The 13992-nt window shown below is 56.7% G+C and carries 17 protein-coding genes; 8 read left to right on the top strand and 9 right to left on the bottom strand.

The features are described 5' to 3' along the window. The first annotated feature begins 6 nt into the window (after positions 1-6). Positions 7-1194 (top strand): DUF3800 domain-containing protein, encoded by a 1188-nt coding sequence (locus J3364_RS02135; RefSeq protein ID WP_349556317.1) that lies wholly within the window; start codon positions 7-9, stop codon positions 1192-1194. Between the two features lie 374 nt (positions 1195-1568). On the opposite strand, the gene J3364_RS02130 is transcribed toward J3364_RS02135, so the two are convergent. From J3364_RS02130 to J3364_RS02120, 3 genes are all read right to left on the bottom strand, one after another. After that, positions 1569-1766, bottom strand: coding sequence for a DUF4926 domain-containing protein (locus tag J3364_RS02130; RefSeq protein WP_349556316.1), 198 nt, complete (start codon positions 1764-1766; stop codon positions 1569-1571). Between the two features lie 130 nt (positions 1767-1896). Next, positions 1897-2286: a hypothetical protein gene (locus J3364_RS02125; protein ID WP_349556314.1), complete on the bottom strand. Its 390-nt coding sequence runs from the start codon at positions 2284-2286 to the stop codon at positions 1897-1899. A gap of 3 nt (positions 2287-2289) precedes the next feature. Further along, on the bottom strand, positions 2290-4119 hold the full coding sequence (locus J3364_RS02120; RefSeq protein ID WP_349556312.1) for a CdiA C-terminal domain-containing protein: 1830 nt from the start codon (positions 4117-4119) through the stop codon (positions 2290-2292). Between the two features lie 361 nt (positions 4120-4480). Between J3364_RS02120 and J3364_RS02115 the strand changes: the two genes are divergently transcribed. After that, positions 4481-5494 (top strand): substrate-binding domain-containing protein, encoded by a 1014-nt coding sequence (locus tag J3364_RS02115; protein WP_349556310.1) that lies wholly within the window; start codon positions 4481-4483, stop codon positions 5492-5494. A gap of 9 nt (positions 5495-5503) precedes the next feature. Here the strand turns inward: J3364_RS02115 and J3364_RS02110 are convergent, their stop codons facing one another. Continuing rightward, positions 5504-6052, bottom strand: a complete 549-nt coding sequence (locus J3364_RS02110; RefSeq protein ID WP_349556308.1) for a PadR family transcriptional regulator — start codon at positions 6050-6052, stop codon at positions 5504-5506. Between J3364_RS02110 and J3364_RS02105 the strand changes: the two genes are divergently transcribed. Then, complete coding sequence (locus J3364_RS02105) at positions 6030-6554, top strand: DUF2306 domain-containing protein (RefSeq protein ID WP_349556306.1); 525 nt, start codon at positions 6030-6032, stop codon at positions 6552-6554. The two genes, J3364_RS02110 and J3364_RS02105, sit on opposite strands and share 23 nt — an antisense overlap. An 8-nt stretch (positions 6555-6562) precedes the next feature. Here J3364_RS02105 and J3364_RS02100 read toward each other — a convergent pair whose 3' ends face one another. The 3 genes from J3364_RS02100 to J3364_RS02090 are packed head-to-tail and all read right to left on the bottom strand — an operon-like array spanning position 6563 to position 8765. Beyond that, positions 6563-7081, bottom strand: a complete 519-nt coding sequence (locus J3364_RS02100) for a DUF192 domain-containing protein (RefSeq protein WP_349556304.1) — start codon at positions 7079-7081, stop codon at positions 6563-6565. Then, positions 7081-7842 carry an ABC transporter permease gene (locus J3364_RS02095; RefSeq protein ID WP_123634503.1) on the bottom strand — a complete coding sequence of 254 codons (762 nt, stop codon included), beginning with the start codon at positions 7840-7842 and terminating at the stop codon, positions 7081-7083. The genes J3364_RS02100 and J3364_RS02095 overlap by 1 nt, the downstream gene beginning before the upstream one ends. After that, entirely contained in the window at positions 7839-8765 is a 927-nt protein-coding gene (locus tag J3364_RS02090; RefSeq protein WP_349556302.1) for an ABC transporter ATP-binding protein, read from the bottom strand. The genes J3364_RS02095 and J3364_RS02090 overlap by 4 nt, the downstream gene beginning before the upstream one ends. Positions 8766-9069: 304 nt before the next feature. Between J3364_RS02090 and J3364_RS02085 the strand changes: the two genes are divergently transcribed. The 5 genes from J3364_RS02085 (at position 9070) to J3364_RS02065 (ending at position 11755) form a co-directional block, all read left to right on the top strand. Beyond that, complete coding sequence (locus tag J3364_RS02085; RefSeq protein ID WP_203140999.1) at positions 9070-9474, top strand: MbcA/ParS/Xre antitoxin family protein; 405 nt, start codon at positions 9070-9072, stop codon at positions 9472-9474. Further along, complete coding sequence (locus J3364_RS02080) at positions 9475-10167, top strand: RES family NAD+ phosphorylase (protein WP_349556299.1); 693 nt, start codon at positions 9475-9477, stop codon at positions 10165-10167. A 174-nt stretch (positions 10168-10341) separates the two neighbouring features. Further along, on the top strand, positions 10342-10719 hold the full coding sequence (locus tag J3364_RS02075) for a PilZ domain-containing protein (protein ID WP_349556297.1): 378 nt from the start codon (positions 10342-10344) through the stop codon (positions 10717-10719). 76 nt (positions 10720-10795) lie between these two features. Continuing rightward, positions 10796-11266: a hypothetical protein gene (locus tag J3364_RS02070; protein ID WP_349556295.1), complete on the top strand. Its 471-nt coding sequence runs from the start codon at positions 10796-10798 to the stop codon at positions 11264-11266. Positions 11267-11440: 174 nt separating this feature from the next. After that, a complete protein-coding gene (locus tag J3364_RS02065) occupies positions 11441-11755 on the top strand; it encodes a hypothetical protein (protein WP_349556293.1) in 315 nt (104 codons plus the stop codon). Between the two features lie 19 nt (positions 11756-11774). Here J3364_RS02065 and J3364_RS02060 read toward each other — a convergent pair whose 3' ends face one another. Together J3364_RS02060 and J3364_RS02055 are read right to left on the bottom strand one after the other, a co-directional pair. Further along, positions 11775-12386 (bottom strand): hypothetical protein, encoded by a 612-nt coding sequence (locus J3364_RS02060; RefSeq protein ID WP_349556291.1) that lies wholly within the window; start codon positions 12384-12386, stop codon positions 11775-11777. A 112-nt stretch (positions 12387-12498) separates the two neighbouring features. Next, positions 12499-13977, bottom strand: coding sequence for a PhnE/PtxC family ABC transporter permease (locus J3364_RS02055; protein WP_349556289.1), 1479 nt, complete (start codon positions 13975-13977; stop codon positions 12499-12501). Positions 13978-13992 lie beyond the last annotated feature (15 nt).

The following is a 13992-nucleotide window of genomic DNA, read 5'->3' as shown; positions in this document are numbered from 1 at the left end:
GCTATCATGGAAAAAACTTTTGTCTTCATCGATGAGTCGGGAAATCATGATCTTGAAATAGAAAAAGATGGAGTGACTGGCTATTTTATGGTGCTGGCAGTATTGGTGAATGAGGATCATCTTGCTAACTTGAATCGGGAAGTAGAGTTAATACGCGCAAAACACTTTCAAACGGGAGAAATGAAGTCAAGTAGTGTTAAAGACAAAGATAAACATGCTCGACGAAATAAAATTTTAAGCGCGATTAATGCTCTCGATTTTAAGTTTTACCTGTTGGCGCTAGATAAAAAATCTGTCGAAAAAGATGGCGGTCTACAATATAAAAAGTCCTTTATAAAATTTGTTAACCGGCTGCTTTACTCGTCATTAATTTCATCTTTTGACGATTTAGAAATATATGCTGATAGTCATGGGAATGTTGAATTTCAAAAGAGCTTTTACGATTACATTACTTCATTGGGGACTGACGATCTATTCCGCAGGAAAACCTTGAAATTAGTTGATAGCCAAGATGTTCCATTGGTTCAACTCGCGGATTTCCTGGTTGGCAGCTTTGCAAAGATTTATGAAAAACGAGCCGTTAACGATAGTCTTCGAGAAGCAACTAAGAATCTGCTTTTGTCAAAATGCATAGGGTTAGCTGAGTGGCCAGTAAAAAATAGACTATATCAAAACGTAAATACAGCCACATCCGACTACGACCCCCAAATTTATAAGCATGCTTTGAGCAAGGCCGATGATTTTATATCAAAAAAATCTGGTGCGACCGACTACGAAACAGCCATGCAACTAGTTGCTTTAAATTTCCTATTATTTAAAGATAGATTTGTTAGCGAAGACTCCTATATCCCTACAAATGAAATAATATCTCATTTGCACTCTCATGGCTTCCAGTCCGTGGCCGAGCAGTCATTAAGGTCAAGTATCATCGCCAAGCTCAGAGACAACGGGGTTATTATTGCCAGTTCAAACAAAGGCTACAAAATTCCCCGGTCCGCTGCAGACCTAGTTGCATATGCATTGAGAGTGAACGGCCAGATAATACCCCTGTTAAGTCGTTTGCATAAAGCTCGCAATAGCTACTTGCTAGCCACTAAAGGCGAGTTTGACCTATTAGGCTCTGAGAGTTTCGAGCATCTTCGGCACTTCATTGACGTGCTGCCGGAAAATGCTCTGGCTGACCACTCAGAGTAACTTCTGCAGTACAGTTATTGACAGAACTCCAAGGTGGCGGTTGAACCTCGCCATTCAGCTTCTCCCAGGCATAGGCGGTAGTTGGGTAAAGCGGCGATTTCCGCTTCTGTCACGTCCCTAATCTGGGTTAACTGCTTGAGGCGATCCAGCCACGAGCCATCAGAAACAGCCTTCGGTTCAGCCTTCTTGGGACGCTTGATTTCCCACCGGAAAACCCTCGTCAGCCAATACCGTCCTTGAGCGAACAATCCGAAAAGATTTCCTTTGCTTGGCTCACCAGCCCTTTTGGTACCCGGGCCATTCATGGCTTCGATAAAGCCTAGCCGGTCGCTTCTATCTGCCGCTTGCCGGGCAGAAATGATGTGTCTGGAACATCATTCGTATTTCGATAGCTGCTCAGGTAACAGTGCTAGCTGAGCTAGCAAATCGCCATCGTCGTCGAGAAACTCTATTTCAAAAGCCTCATTTGGCTCGGAAAACTCGGCTACGACAACACCAACTGCACCCGTTTCTAGGCCTTCGTCTGGAATGCCTATCTGGAGTACAACTGCGTCATTGATTTCAAAAGACATTTGGCGGATTTCAGTACAAACTATCTGTAATGATCTAATGATTCCTGAAAGCCCTCGTCAGCCAATCCCGTCGTTGAGCGGGTAATCCGATGCGACTCTCAGCGCAATTTTTCAGAACAATTAACTGATATTAAAATTCACTACTTAGCTCCAATCCGTTCTCATCACGTTTTGCATACAGGGTTTCGTATTCAAATGAAAGTGCGAACGGAAATGGAGTCAGGTTTGACAACGCGCGCACAAATTCCTTTATCTCATCCATTGCATTGGAACGCGAGGGATCAATATCAAAGTAGATTCGCAAACCCACTTTCCAATCAACACCTTCCAATGCTTCTGTCAGAACACTTGGATCGCTCAAATTAGATTTAACTGATATTGAGACATTCGAGTTGGGGAAGTATGCTTCCAGCGAATTATCTTTATTGGTGATTTCCGAGCCTGCAACCGAACCAAGAGCTTGAATAACATCGTCCAATCTTAGACCTTCCGCAGCTTCTAGATTTAAAGTCATCGACATAATTTAATACCTAATTAGAAGTACTTCTTCATCTTTGATCAAATAGAGATTTTCCAACCCATCGACAGGCTTCTCTTGCAAGAATTTCAGCATATCAGCAGGCACTAGTGGAGAATCTGTGAGGTTGAGTACAATATCCGGTGCCTGATGTTCAACCTTATGAGTCATATTATCCCATATAGTATTCGGGTTTTTCGACTTTGGAGAGTAAACATCAGCAGACCTACCGCCAATATCCAAATCCGGATTGCCACCTTTTCTGCCAGAATTTGGTAGGTGTGTTACATCCAAACCTCTATTAGCCAATAACTCGGCTGATTCATTTTGCCTTGTTAGTGATCGCACCATGTCGGCATTAGCATTAGGATGGGGAAGCTCTGGCTCCCCCCTCAAAGTGCCTTGCTTTGGTTTGAGCTTCGTAGTATCCGGAACACTGTCCGTTGCCTTCAGTTCAAGCCCATCAACCCGACTCGGAGCCGTATCCTCAAGGACAGTTTGACTGTTCAGGTCAGCATCACGCCAGATACGCCTCAGACGCTGTTTGCGAACGGCCTTGCCAAACGCTTTAACGGTTTTGCCCAAATGGGTAAGCCGGCCCGCATGGCGGATTTGAGTACCGGCGGCGCCGGCCGCACCAACACCGCCTGTGGCAACCGCCAGTATGGCAGTGAGTATCACGTCAAAAGCCACCGCCCCGGTGAAGTAACTGACTTCGGTATGGTGCTGTATGGCGGCGTAGTCGGCCGCAAAATCGGTGACGCTTTGCCGGAGTTCGGGATCCGCCATCACCAGGTTGGCGAGGTCGTAGGCGTCAGCAATATCTTCTCGGGAGATGTCCGAAGGGTCGAACCCCAAATCCTCAACCCAGCGTCGGTGGCGGGCCTCTTCATAGTTCGCCTGATAGGACTCGAACCAGTGTTCATCCGAGCTTCCCTCACTGGCCGCCCATGCGGACTTCAGGCCATCCAGCATGGCTTGGGTGGGGGAGGACAGATCGGACACGCCGGCCACAAATCGGATAAGCCCCATCCCTGCATCTGAAAACCCTTGGGATACAGCACCAACGCTAACCAGCCCGCGCCGATACCAAGGCAGTTGCTCGTATTCCCGGGTGAGGTCTTCGGCCTCTTTTCTTTCCTGCTTGAGCAGTCCTTCCAGGGCAGCCTGGATGCCCCGGCGTTGCTGGCTGACATCACCATCGGAGGCATCCGAACTCAGGCGAACGGTGGCGAATCGCCCATTCAGTCCCTGGATCTGGGCCTCGCCATGGGCATCCAGGGTGCCTTTGACAGTCTCTTGGTCGGTACTGAGGGTGAATGGAAGATTCGCCACGCCGGTGCCGTCGGGCCAGCGGTAGGCCAACTTGACGTGGTAAGGGCCGGATCCCGGCGAAGGTGTTTCCGCGACGGGAGGTTCTGGGGCAGGATTAGCGGGCTCGACGGCCGGTGCCAGGGAGTCGGAGCGGGCAAACGCACCACGCGCTCCGGTTGCCCAGTGTTGTTGGAGACGATGCCGAAGTGCTGGTGGCAAGTCGCTGCGCAGCAGGTCGGGGCTTGCCTCGGACTCCGTGAACAGTTCAAACCCGGGCCCATAACGGCTGGCGAGCACAAGACGCCCGTCCTGCAGGTCGTCCAGCAGCTTTCGTTTCTGGGTGTCGGTCAGGTTGCCGCTTTGCGAAAAATCCGCATCCGGAGGCAAATCGATATGGTGGCCCTGGTAGCCCCGGGTAAAGTAATCCCGGGCGACATCCACGGCATTAGATGGATACAACAACCTGGGCAGTATGGTTTCGGTAAAGCCATAGCCGCCCGTTACGTAGAGCTCGTAGGACATAATGACTGCTTCCTTGTCCAGTGTGTCCTTAGATCCTTCTAAGGAGCGCGGAATACTATGGTTTTGCCGGCGGGATGGCAAGTTGGGACAAAAACGCCCAAGGCTGGGTTCTGATCCAGCCATGTTGTCGGTTTAGCACCTAACCCTTTGCCTCATGTGTTCGTCTGAGATGATGGGCACTGGAGATTTTAAGTCTCTTGACCATCAGATGTTGGCGGTTTGATTCCGCCCCGGGGCACCCCAAAACGCCTGTCATTTTACGCCTGTTTCCTGCGAACCTTGGGCCGTCCGCTATACTGTTTCCCAGAGCAGCCGTAGACCACAGGCACGTGGCCACATTCCTGCACCAGCGGGGTTGGATATGGATTTCCGCAGGCGAGTCACTGAGTCACTTCTTTTCGTTTTCCTTTTCGCGATTCCGACCGCTTATGGTCAGGGGCTGACGTTTGCCCTGGTCAGCAAGAGTCTTCATGACGCCAACTTCATTGCAGCCGCTCGCGGCTGTGAGGCGGCCGCCTCGGAGGATGGGAATCACTGCCTTCACGTCGGTCCTGAAGGGGCGGCGCATTTTCGAAGCCAGGATCTGGCCATTCGGCGGCTGCTCAAGCAGGACGTGGATGGCATTGCGTTGTCGGTCACCAACGGCGCGTACCTGGCGCGGCAGAGTCTGAAGCAGGTCACCAAGCGAAACATTCCCCTGATTACCTTTGATTCCGACTTGCCGGAGGATCTGCATTTCCTGCGCAGCGCCTATGTCGGGCCGGACAACCGGGTGATCGGTCAGCAGTTGGGCGGGATTGTGAATCGGTTTATGGATGAGGGCACCTTGTGCCTGATGTCCGCCAGCCCGTTCGACACCAACCTGAATGAGCGCCTGATGGGGGTGCGGCAGGCGTTGACGGGGGATCCCAAGCCGGACGATCCGGGACTGCTGACCGGGGAGAACGGCTGGACGGAAACCGGGCGATGCCCCTGGTACAACGCCGATGACAAAAGCCGGGCCATCACGCAGGTGTTTACCGCGTACACCTATGAGCATTCGGATGCGATTGTGTCGGTCGGGGCTTGGCCGCTGCTGGATTACAATCGTTTGCGGGAGGCGTTGCTGCCATTCCGTGACGAGCTCCGATCCCGGAGCAAGCTCTTTGTTCTGGCCACCGGCGGGCTTCGGCCGCAGGACTATTCACTTCTGGACGAGGGACTGATTCAGGGCTTTGTCTCGATCGATTTCGAGGCGATGGGGCGAACCAGTTATGAGGTGCTGAAACGCCTGCACGAGGGGAGGGCGGTTCGGGAATTCTGGCCTACGCCGGTGATTCAGGTTTTGGGCGGACCGGCGGGCGTCACGGGAGAGGATTCCGCAAACCCTGAATAGCACCCTGCGCTACGGCGTTTTATCAAGATCGGCCAGCGTTGCCTCCAGTTCCTTGATCCACTCCAGCCCGGCTGTTATCTGGGTCACGCCGTGGCGCAGGGCCATGTACTGCAACCGGTAGTGCCGGGACAGGTTTTCCGGTTGTCGGAAGTAAGTGTGTTCGATGCTGCGAAAGTAGCCAAGCTGCGCCAGCCAGTCCTGCTTGGTTTTTTCAAGATCCCTCTTCAGTGCGTCACTGGACAGCAAATCTCCCGCAAACAGCTTGACCAGCAGCGGGTCTCGGACCGGCGGGCGGGACTGCGGTTTGCTGAGCCATTCCTGAAGGTCTTTCCGGCCGGACAGGGTAAGGTGGTAGCGCTTCTTGTCCGGTCTGTCCGATTGCTCAACGGTTTCCACCAGTAGCTTGTTTTGCTCAAGCAGCCGCCCCAGTTCCCGGTACACCTGCTGGTGACTGGCGTTCCAGACATTGGCCAATCGAGAGCGGAAACGCTGGGTCAGTTCATAGCCCGTTGCCGGTGCCTCGTGGAGAGCCGCCATGAGCGCGTATCGCAATGCCACATTCAATCTCCGACGCTGTCTTATGCATATTGTTGCATACAAAGCTGGAGGTGTCGCATTATGCAATAAGTTGCATGGGGCAGCCGCGACGGGAGGCGCACCGGAAATGAACCTTAACCTGCTTTTGAATGCTTCCATGGTCATACAGGTCCATGTTGCGTCAGCGGTCATGGCGCTGATTCTTGGCGGCTTGCAACTGGTTGGCAGGAAAGGAACGCGCTGGCATCGGGGCCTGGGAGCGATCTGGGTGGCGGCGATGTTTGTGGTGGCGATATCGTCGTTCTTTATTCACCAGATCCGGATGCTGGGTCCCTGGAGTCCGATCCACCTGCTGTCATTACTGACGCTGTTCGGTCTTTGGGGCGCATTGGTCACGCTCTGGAAGGGGCGCTACCGGCAGCACGGGCGCATTATGACGTCGCTGTTCGTATTTGGATTGATCGGCGCCGGGCTGTTCACGTTGTTGCCCGGGCGCCTGATGCGTGCGTTGTTCTTCGGTTAATCGGGGATTCAGGCGTCCGGTTGCGGGCAATGAGCCCTTGGAGCGTCCAGGACTTCGACGCGATGGCCCACGCGAATGCCGTTGGTGCGGAAGAAACCCTGCGGCATTTCCAGGGCGGTGGTGTAGGTGACGCCAGCCGGATACTGCGGGCAACGATCGGGATCGTCGGCAGCGCAGGGGAGCATCTTGCGAATCGCGCGGATTTCACCGGCCTCGCTGATGTAGGCGATGTCCAGCGGGATGAACGTGCGGTACATCCAGAAGGTGGCTTCCGGCGGGCGCGATGCCTGATAGACGAACATCATGCCGTGGTCCGGCGGCAGGGATTCGCGGCCCATCAGCCCCTTGCTACGTTGGGTATCGGTGACCGCCAATTCGGCCGTCACCGGTTTCTGGCCGGTATCGGATTCGATGCAGAGTTGAGCCTGATCGAGTTTTGTCGCCGCCTCTGTTGGCGTCCGACAGGCCTGTAGACCGGTGACAACCGCCACGATGGCCGTGGCGGTGAAAAGAGCTCGGCGGCGCATCAGCTTCTGAGTCGATAGCCGGTTTTGAAGATCATGGCGATGATTACCAGGCAGATGACCATGAACAGGAACGTCATGCCGGCGCACAGGAGTACGTTCACATCCGAGATGCCGTAGAACGCCCAGCGGAAACCGCTGATCAGGTACACCACCGGATTGAACAGGGTGATGGTCTGCCAGATTGGCGGCAGCATGCTGATGGAGTAGAAGGTGCCGCCCAGGAACACCAGCGGCGTGACGATCATCAGCGGGACGATCTGCAGCTTCTCGAAGGTGTCCGCCCAGATCCCGATGATGAAGCCAAACAGGCTGAAGGTGATGGCCGTCAGCACCAGGAACAGGAACATCCAGACCGGGTGGTCGATGGAGTAATCCACGAACAGACGCGCGGTCAGCAGGATGATCAGGCCGAGGATGGTCGACTTGGTCGCCGCGGCGCCCACGTAGCCAATCACCACTTCCACGAAAGACACAGGCGCGGACAGCACCTCGTAGATGGTGCCGGAGAACTTGGGCATGTAGATGCCGAACGAGGCGTTGGAAATGCTCTGCATCAGCAGCGAGAGCATGATCAGGCCGGGGATAATGAAGGCGCCGTAGCTGACCCCGTCAATGTCGCCCATGCGGGAACCGATGGCGGAGCCAAACACCACGAAGTAGAGCGAGGTGGAGATGACCGGCGACAGCACGCTCTGCATCAGCGTTCGCCACATGCGCGCCATTTCGAATTTGTAGATTGCGCGGATTCCGTAAACGTTCATACCTTCGCCTTGACCAGGTTGACGAAAATCTCTTCCAGGGAGCTTTCCCGGGTTCGGAGGTCCTTGAAGTCGACACCCTGTTCGGCCAGACGACGGAGCAGGGTGGCGATGCCCGTGCGCTCTTCGCTGGTGTCAAAGGTGTAGACCAGCTCGGTGCCGTCGTCGGACAGCTCCAGCTGCAGGTCGGACAGGGATTCCGGGACGCTCTCCAGCGGTGCCTGCAGGTGCAGACGCAGCTCTTTCTTGCCGAGTTGCTGCATCAGCGTGTGCTTGTCTTCCACCAGGATCAGTTCGCCCTGGCTGATGACGCCGATGCGATCGGCCATTTCCTCGGCTTCCTCGATGTAGTGCGTGGTGAGGATGATGGTGACGCCGTTTTCCCGCAGGCGGCGGACCAGTTCCCACATGTCCCGGCGCAGCTCGACGTCGACGCCGGCGGTGGGTTCGTCCAGGAACAGGATTTGCGGTTCGTGGGAGAGGGCCTTGGCGATCATTACCCGCCGCTTCATGCCACCGGACAGGGCCATGATGCGGGAGTCCCGTTTGTCCCAGAGCGACAGGGATTTGAGCACTTTCTCGATGTGCGCCGGGTTCGGTGCCTTGCCGAACAGGCCGCGGCTGAAGCTGACGGTGTCCCACACGGTTTCGAAGGCGTCGGTGTTCAGCTCCTGGGGGACCAGGCCGATCTTGGTGCGGGCGGCGCGGTAGTCCGAGGCGATGTTATGACCATCCGCCAGCACGGTACCGCTGGTGTGATTGACGATGCCACAGATGATGCTGATCAGCGTGGTCTTGCCGGCGCCGTTGGGGCCCAGCAGGGCGAAGATCTCACCCCGGCGGATATCGAGGTTGATGTCCTTGAGGGCCTGATGCCCGGAGGCATACGTTTTGTAGAGGTTTTTGACAGAGATGTCGGGATGCACGCGCGCTCCTGTCTGGCCGATTCGGGAAAGAGGCTCCCAGCGGTTCGATTCGATCGGGTGCCCGTTCGGGCAAACGAGCATTTTATACGAAAGCAGGGCCGTCGGGCATGACCCGATTCTCCATAAATCACGCCGAATCCCGCTGTTTTCGGTGATTCAGGTCATGGGTTGTCGTGGAATTTACGTACACTGCATTTGTCCGGATATGGCAACTAATGGAACCTATGTACAATTATGGACAGGAAGAGCACAGAAGAATAGACTGGAATCAGCAATGGGCCGGGTGCCCACGGGAGCAAGCGCGATGACACAACCGGATACTTCAACCGCCACCGACCTCCACGGCGAAGAACGGCGTGGGCAGGTTGCCCTGAAGGCGTTTTTTAACATCACCGCGGAGTGGGGTTGCACCCAGGCGGAACGCCAGAAACTGCTGGGGGAGATTGCGCGCTCCACGCTTAACAATTACGCCCGTCTGCCGGCGCAACGCCTGAACCGGGATCTGTTGGAGCGGATCAGTTACATCATGGGGATCTACAAAGCCCTGCAGATTCTCTACCCCACGCGGGAGCTGGCTGCACGCTGGATCAAGGCGCCCAACGCCGCGCTGCCGTTCAACGGGGTTTCCGCGCTGGCTTTCATGACCCGTGGCAGCATGATGCACCTGGCGGAAACCCGCCGCTATCTCGACGCGCAGCGGGGTTGGTAAATGACGGCATGGCCCGAACCGGAGACCTGCATTCCCGGCTGGGAAGCCCATCGGATCGTGCCGTCGCATTTTCCGCCGATCGAGATTTTCGAATCGGTGCTGTCCCAGGACGAATACGACATGGCCGCCGAGATCGAGGGTCTGACCAACGACCGGCTGCGGGATTTGACGGGCGACATTGAACGCGTTGCAGCGGAGGATCGCGTCTTCGGGGCCGGCTCGACGCCCCTGATGGCGGCCTTCACCCATATTGGCGCTGCCAGTCGGTTTACCGACGGCCATTTCGGCGTCTACTACGCCGCCAGCTCCCTGGAAACGGCCATCCGGGAGACGGTCTTTCACCGCGAGCGGTTTCTGCGAGCCACGCAGGACCCGCCGATGGAACTGACCATGCGCTGCTACATCAGCCGCGTCGTGCTGCCGCTGGACGATATTCGCCCGGAAACCTATGTCAGCCTCCAGCAGCCTGATCTGGAGAGCTATCCTCAATGCCAGGGGTTCGCCGCCCAACGCCGGGCGGCCGGCAGCCACGGCCTGCTGTATCCCAGCGTGCGCCATGCCGGGGGCGAATGCGTGGCAGCGTTCCGCCCGAGAACCATGGGATTACCCTGGCAGGGGCCGCACCTGCGATACGTCTGGAACGGCGAATCCATCACCGACACGTTCCGCATCACCCGGCACCGCTCTCTTTGACGAGATGCCGTTGGCATTTTGTCAAAATCAACGCCAAAAACTCGTCTAACCCGCCTTGCAAACTGTGATCCAGCACCGCCTTCTACCGGGTTAATTTGATAAAGTCATGGAAAACAATAACTTCAAATGGCTTTAACAAGACCACAACGGCGTATCGACAAGCGGAGAGACTTGATGCAGGAACGACGGCGGCGGGAACGCTTACCTTTTATCCAGATGGATGCGCGCGTGAAAGTGCGGCGGAATCTGTTTTCCAATCGCTGGATTGATGTCGACGTCAGCGACTTCAACAAACTCGGTATGGCGATTGTCGGCGACCATGAGTTTCGCGAAGGCGAGAAAATCCAGTTCAGTCTGCGCCTGAACACTGAAGTGGGCGATATCACGGTGGAGCAGGCCCAGGCCGTCGTGCGCAATTCCCGGGTTGGCGACAGCGGGACAATCTTTGGCCTGGAGTTTGTCGATAGCCAGAAAGGCGGTGTGGCCGAATCCCTGAGCCGGATCGAAAGCGTTCTGACCCGCTTCAAGGCCGTCACCCAGCGCATGACGTGATCCGCCGCAGGCGCAGCATGGCATTGCCACTCGTTTTCCCGGAGAATGCAGGCTCGCTTGATCGGGAGGAACGGGTTTGCTGCGCGGATTGTCTGTTGTCGTATTGATCGTCGGGCTGGTTGCCCTGCTGGTGCTTGGGCCGCGTTACCTGCGGTCCACCGATGAGGCGGCCAAGACGTCGGCCGAAATCTGCAACCTGGATGATGGCGCCTGCCAGTGGCGAAATGAGGCAGGCGACTGGCAGATGAGCCTGAGCCGGTCCGGGAAGACCACACCTCCAACCCTTACACTGACGCTGTCTGCGCCGGATAGCGTCGCCTCATCTGAGCGGTTGATGGCCGTGCTGAGCGGTTATTCCATGGAGATGGGGACCTTCCCAATGGTGCTGACGCCGACCGGTGAACCTGGCCAGTTTCGGGGGCAAGGTCAGGCGCCGGTTTGCAGTGTGGATCCCGAAATGACCTGGCAGGTGGCTTTGCGGCAGGGCGGTTCCGATGTCGCGATGTCAAAGGTTGCGGTGTTTCATAACGTGGTATCCGCCCAATAAACACTGTCTTTATCGCCAGCCCAACCTACGCTACAGGCTTCCCTGGGCTCTATACCGAAAGAACGTGAATTCCATCACCTCCAGGCCTACACGGCAGGCGCTGTCGAGAGCCGGACATGTTAAAATCGTGTGAAAGCGATACCGCTCTTATTTTCTCGCTTCACGGATGATGCTATGGACTACGCCGACAGTGTACACAAGGTTCTCCTGCGCAAGATCAATAAGGCCGAGCAGGACCTGATGCAACTCAAACTGGATTATTGCCGCTTTATTTTCGGCCTGACGCACCGCAGTCAGGTGATCGTCGGTGAGACCCATTACCTCGTTCAATCGGTGGATCTGGACAGCATGACCCGGCAGGAAGACGGCAGTCTGACCCGGCCGGTGGTGTGGGGGATTCCGGAAGGAGCCGATCCGGATATTGCGCCGCTGAATCTGGGCACGGACTGGGTTGCTGCAAAAGGCCCGGTTGGCCGGGCCGGCCCCTGATTCTGATTGTCTGAACGGATCAGAGGAGGGCATTCGCCGTCAGTGAGGCATAGAGAGACTGCGTTTCAGGCACAAACCGGCGCTCTTGCCAGTGTTCCGCGCCCTCCAGCCCATTCCGATAGCAATGCAGCAGACTGCTGCTGGTGGTCAGATCCGACAGCATCTGCTCAATCACGATATCCCCGATGTCCAGCGCGTGCTGGATGACCTTGATGGCCGCTTCCAGAATCTTTTCCCGTTCCTTCACGTGACCAAACGCCAGACCGCAGGCCGCACCATAGAAATAGGCGACGGCCAGCGATTTCAGTGTGGGCGCAGCGTCGCGCAGGGTGAGTCCGTGATGGCGCACGTCCGTGAGCTGGATCGACGAGAAGATGTGCAGTTGCGTCACCAGGTCGTTGGCGCGCACGCGATTGCGGGTCTGCCCGACGGCCACTCGCTGGTAGGCATCCCGGGTGGCCTCGGCGGCTGGAAAGGAGGCCCCGGCTGAAGCCAGTTCAACGGACGCCGGCGTGAACGCCGACGTCGAACGAAAAGGCCGCAGACGCGCCAGCGTGTACATGCGATAGGCCATCAGCGCCAGCAGGACAGCCAGACTGATTTCCACACCCGATACGATTAATCCCGTCATACGATCCCTGTCGTGCTGGTCGGTGGTGTTGAGCCCGGATTGTAACTAAATGTTACTGCCAAATATCAGGTCAAAGACGTGAAGGAGTGCAAAATCTTTCGCAAAAGGCGATTCAGTGCCCTTCGCAGGTCATGGAAACCTTGAGTTTCAGGCGGGCACGCACCCGGCGGGAAATGGCATCGACGCCAATGTTAAGGAAGGCCGTGACCAGGATCAGCACCATGGCCTTGTCGAACTGGATGTTCTGGATGGCGCTGTCGACAAAGAAGCCCAGTGTGTAAATCCCCAGAATGCCCAGAATGGCGGTTTCCCGCATGATGATTTCCCAGCGGTAGAACAGGAAGGCCAGGAACGGGCTGTAGAGCCGCGGCAGCAGTTCGTAGCCATAGCGTTCGATGCCCTTGGGGGCATCCGGGCGCAATGTAATCTCGTTGCTGCGACGACCGATCAGGTGGCCGATGATGCCGCCGTTATGCAGCGCCAGGGCGACGATCGCCGGCAGCATGGACGGTCCCCAGAGTTGAAGCAGGATATACGCGATCACGTACTCCGGCGTCGAACGGGCAATGACCAGCACGACATGGCCGAGCCCCCGCCGGGTCGGACCGCCAAAATGGCGGGAAATCAGTGGAAAGGCCATCAGCGTCACCAGGCCGGTCAGCACCAGGGCAATCTGCGTCAGCACCAGGGTATTCCAGATGCCGGGCATCGCCTGGTTGACCGCAAGATCCGACAGCCAGTGCCACAAGCCCGGCAGCCCTTCGCCGTCCTTTATCGGAGACGGGACGATGTCCTGGGTAAAGAACCGCACCACATTACCCCAGACGATGGGCAGCCCGTCGCCCAGAAAGAACGGGGCGGCGATCACGTAGAGCGGAATCAGCCGCGGCCGGGCCCAGACCCGCAGGGTAGCGATCAGCACGTAGAACAACAGGAGCAGGGCGCCCACTTCGGAGTAGTAGCCCTGGGAAAAGGACGATTCCAGGTAATAGCCCAGTGTCGGCAGCCCCACGAACCCGAGCACGGCACTGGAGCGCAGGCCGCATTCCAGTCGATAGGAGGTGTAGGTGATCAGGTGCGGCAGAGCGTCCGGAATGCGCGCGTAGAGAAACGACGACAGTACATCCACCTTACGGGACAGCACGCGCTCCGGCGTGGGATCGGTTTCGTCCAGAATCTCGGAATAGACCTTGGCGAAGATCCCGGCGTAGGGAATGGCGATCGCCAGCACGCCGGTCAGCGGATGGAAGCCGAAGAACTGCAGGAAGATCAGCGCCCAGAACAGCTCGTGGAGGGCGCGGATAAAGGCGCAGAACATGCGTACCGCCCGGAACCGGAACACCAGGGCGAGCAGGAAGCCGCTGATGCTGCCCAGTGCCACCCCGGTGAAGGCGAACGCCAGCGTTCTCAGGAGCGCGGTGCCGATGTGTTCCAGGGAGAAGAAATCCGGCGTGACCATGCCGAGAAAGAGGGCGGCCAGGTCCTGCCAGGGATTGATGGTGGTGATCGCCAGATCCGCCGCAAACAGGCACAGGATCGCAATCGCCACGAAGGCGGCGGTAATCCTGACGGATGTTGACGATAGAAACACGAGGCTGGGCGTCTC

The sequence above is a fragment of the Marinobacter sp. NFXS9 genome, from assembly GCF_040148665.1.
GTDB classification, from domain to species: domain Bacteria; phylum Pseudomonadota; class Gammaproteobacteria; order Pseudomonadales; family Oleiphilaceae; genus Marinobacter_A; species Marinobacter_A mangrovi.
This window is presented reverse-complemented; position numbering and strand designations above follow the sequence as displayed.

What these genes read in the sequence shown, in the direction of transcription:
- J3364_RS02135 (WP_349556317.1), top strand. Translation starts at nt 7, where the DNA reads ATGGAAAAAACTTTTGTCTTCATCGATGAGTCGGGAAATCATGATCTT.
- J3364_RS02130 (WP_349556316.1), bottom strand. Translation starts at nt 1,766, where the DNA reads ATGTCTTTTGAAATCAATGACGCAGTTGTACTCCAGATAGGCATTCCA.
- J3364_RS02125 (WP_349556314.1), bottom strand. Translation starts at nt 2,286, where the DNA reads ATGTCGATGACTTTAAATCTAGAAGCTGCGGAAGGTCTAAGATTGGAC.
- J3364_RS02120 (WP_349556312.1), bottom strand. Translation starts at nt 4,119, where the DNA reads ATGTCCTACGAGCTCTACGTAACGGGCGGCTATGGCTTTACCGAAACC.
- J3364_RS02115 (WP_349556310.1), top strand. Translation starts at nt 4,481, where the DNA reads ATGGATTTCCGCAGGCGAGTCACTGAGTCACTTCTTTTCGTTTTCCTT.
- J3364_RS02105 (WP_349556306.1), top strand. Translation starts at nt 6,030, where the DNA reads ATGAGCGCGTATCGCAATGCCACATTCAATCTCCGACGCTGTCTTATG.
- J3364_RS02100 (WP_349556304.1), bottom strand. Translation starts at nt 7,081, where the DNA reads ATGCGCCGCCGAGCTCTTTTCACCGCCACGGCCATCGTGGCGGTTGTC.
- J3364_RS02095 (WP_123634503.1), bottom strand. Translation starts at nt 7,842, where the DNA reads ATGAACGTTTACGGAATCCGCGCAATCTACAAATTCGAAATGGCGCGC.
- J3364_RS02085 (WP_203140999.1), top strand. Translation starts at nt 9,070, where the DNA reads ATGACACAACCGGATACTTCAACCGCCACCGACCTCCACGGCGAAGAA.
- J3364_RS02080 (WP_349556299.1), top strand. Translation starts at nt 9,475, where the DNA reads ATGACGGCATGGCCCGAACCGGAGACCTGCATTCCCGGCTGGGAAGCC.
- J3364_RS02075 (WP_349556297.1), top strand. Translation starts at nt 10,342, where the DNA reads ATGCAGGAACGACGGCGGCGGGAACGCTTACCTTTTATCCAGATGGAT.
- J3364_RS02065 (WP_349556293.1), top strand. Translation starts at nt 11,441, where the DNA reads ATGGACTACGCCGACAGTGTACACAAGGTTCTCCTGCGCAAGATCAAT.
- J3364_RS02060 (WP_349556291.1), bottom strand. Translation starts at nt 12,386, where the DNA reads ATGACGGGATTAATCGTATCGGGTGTGGAAATCAGTCTGGCTGTCCTG.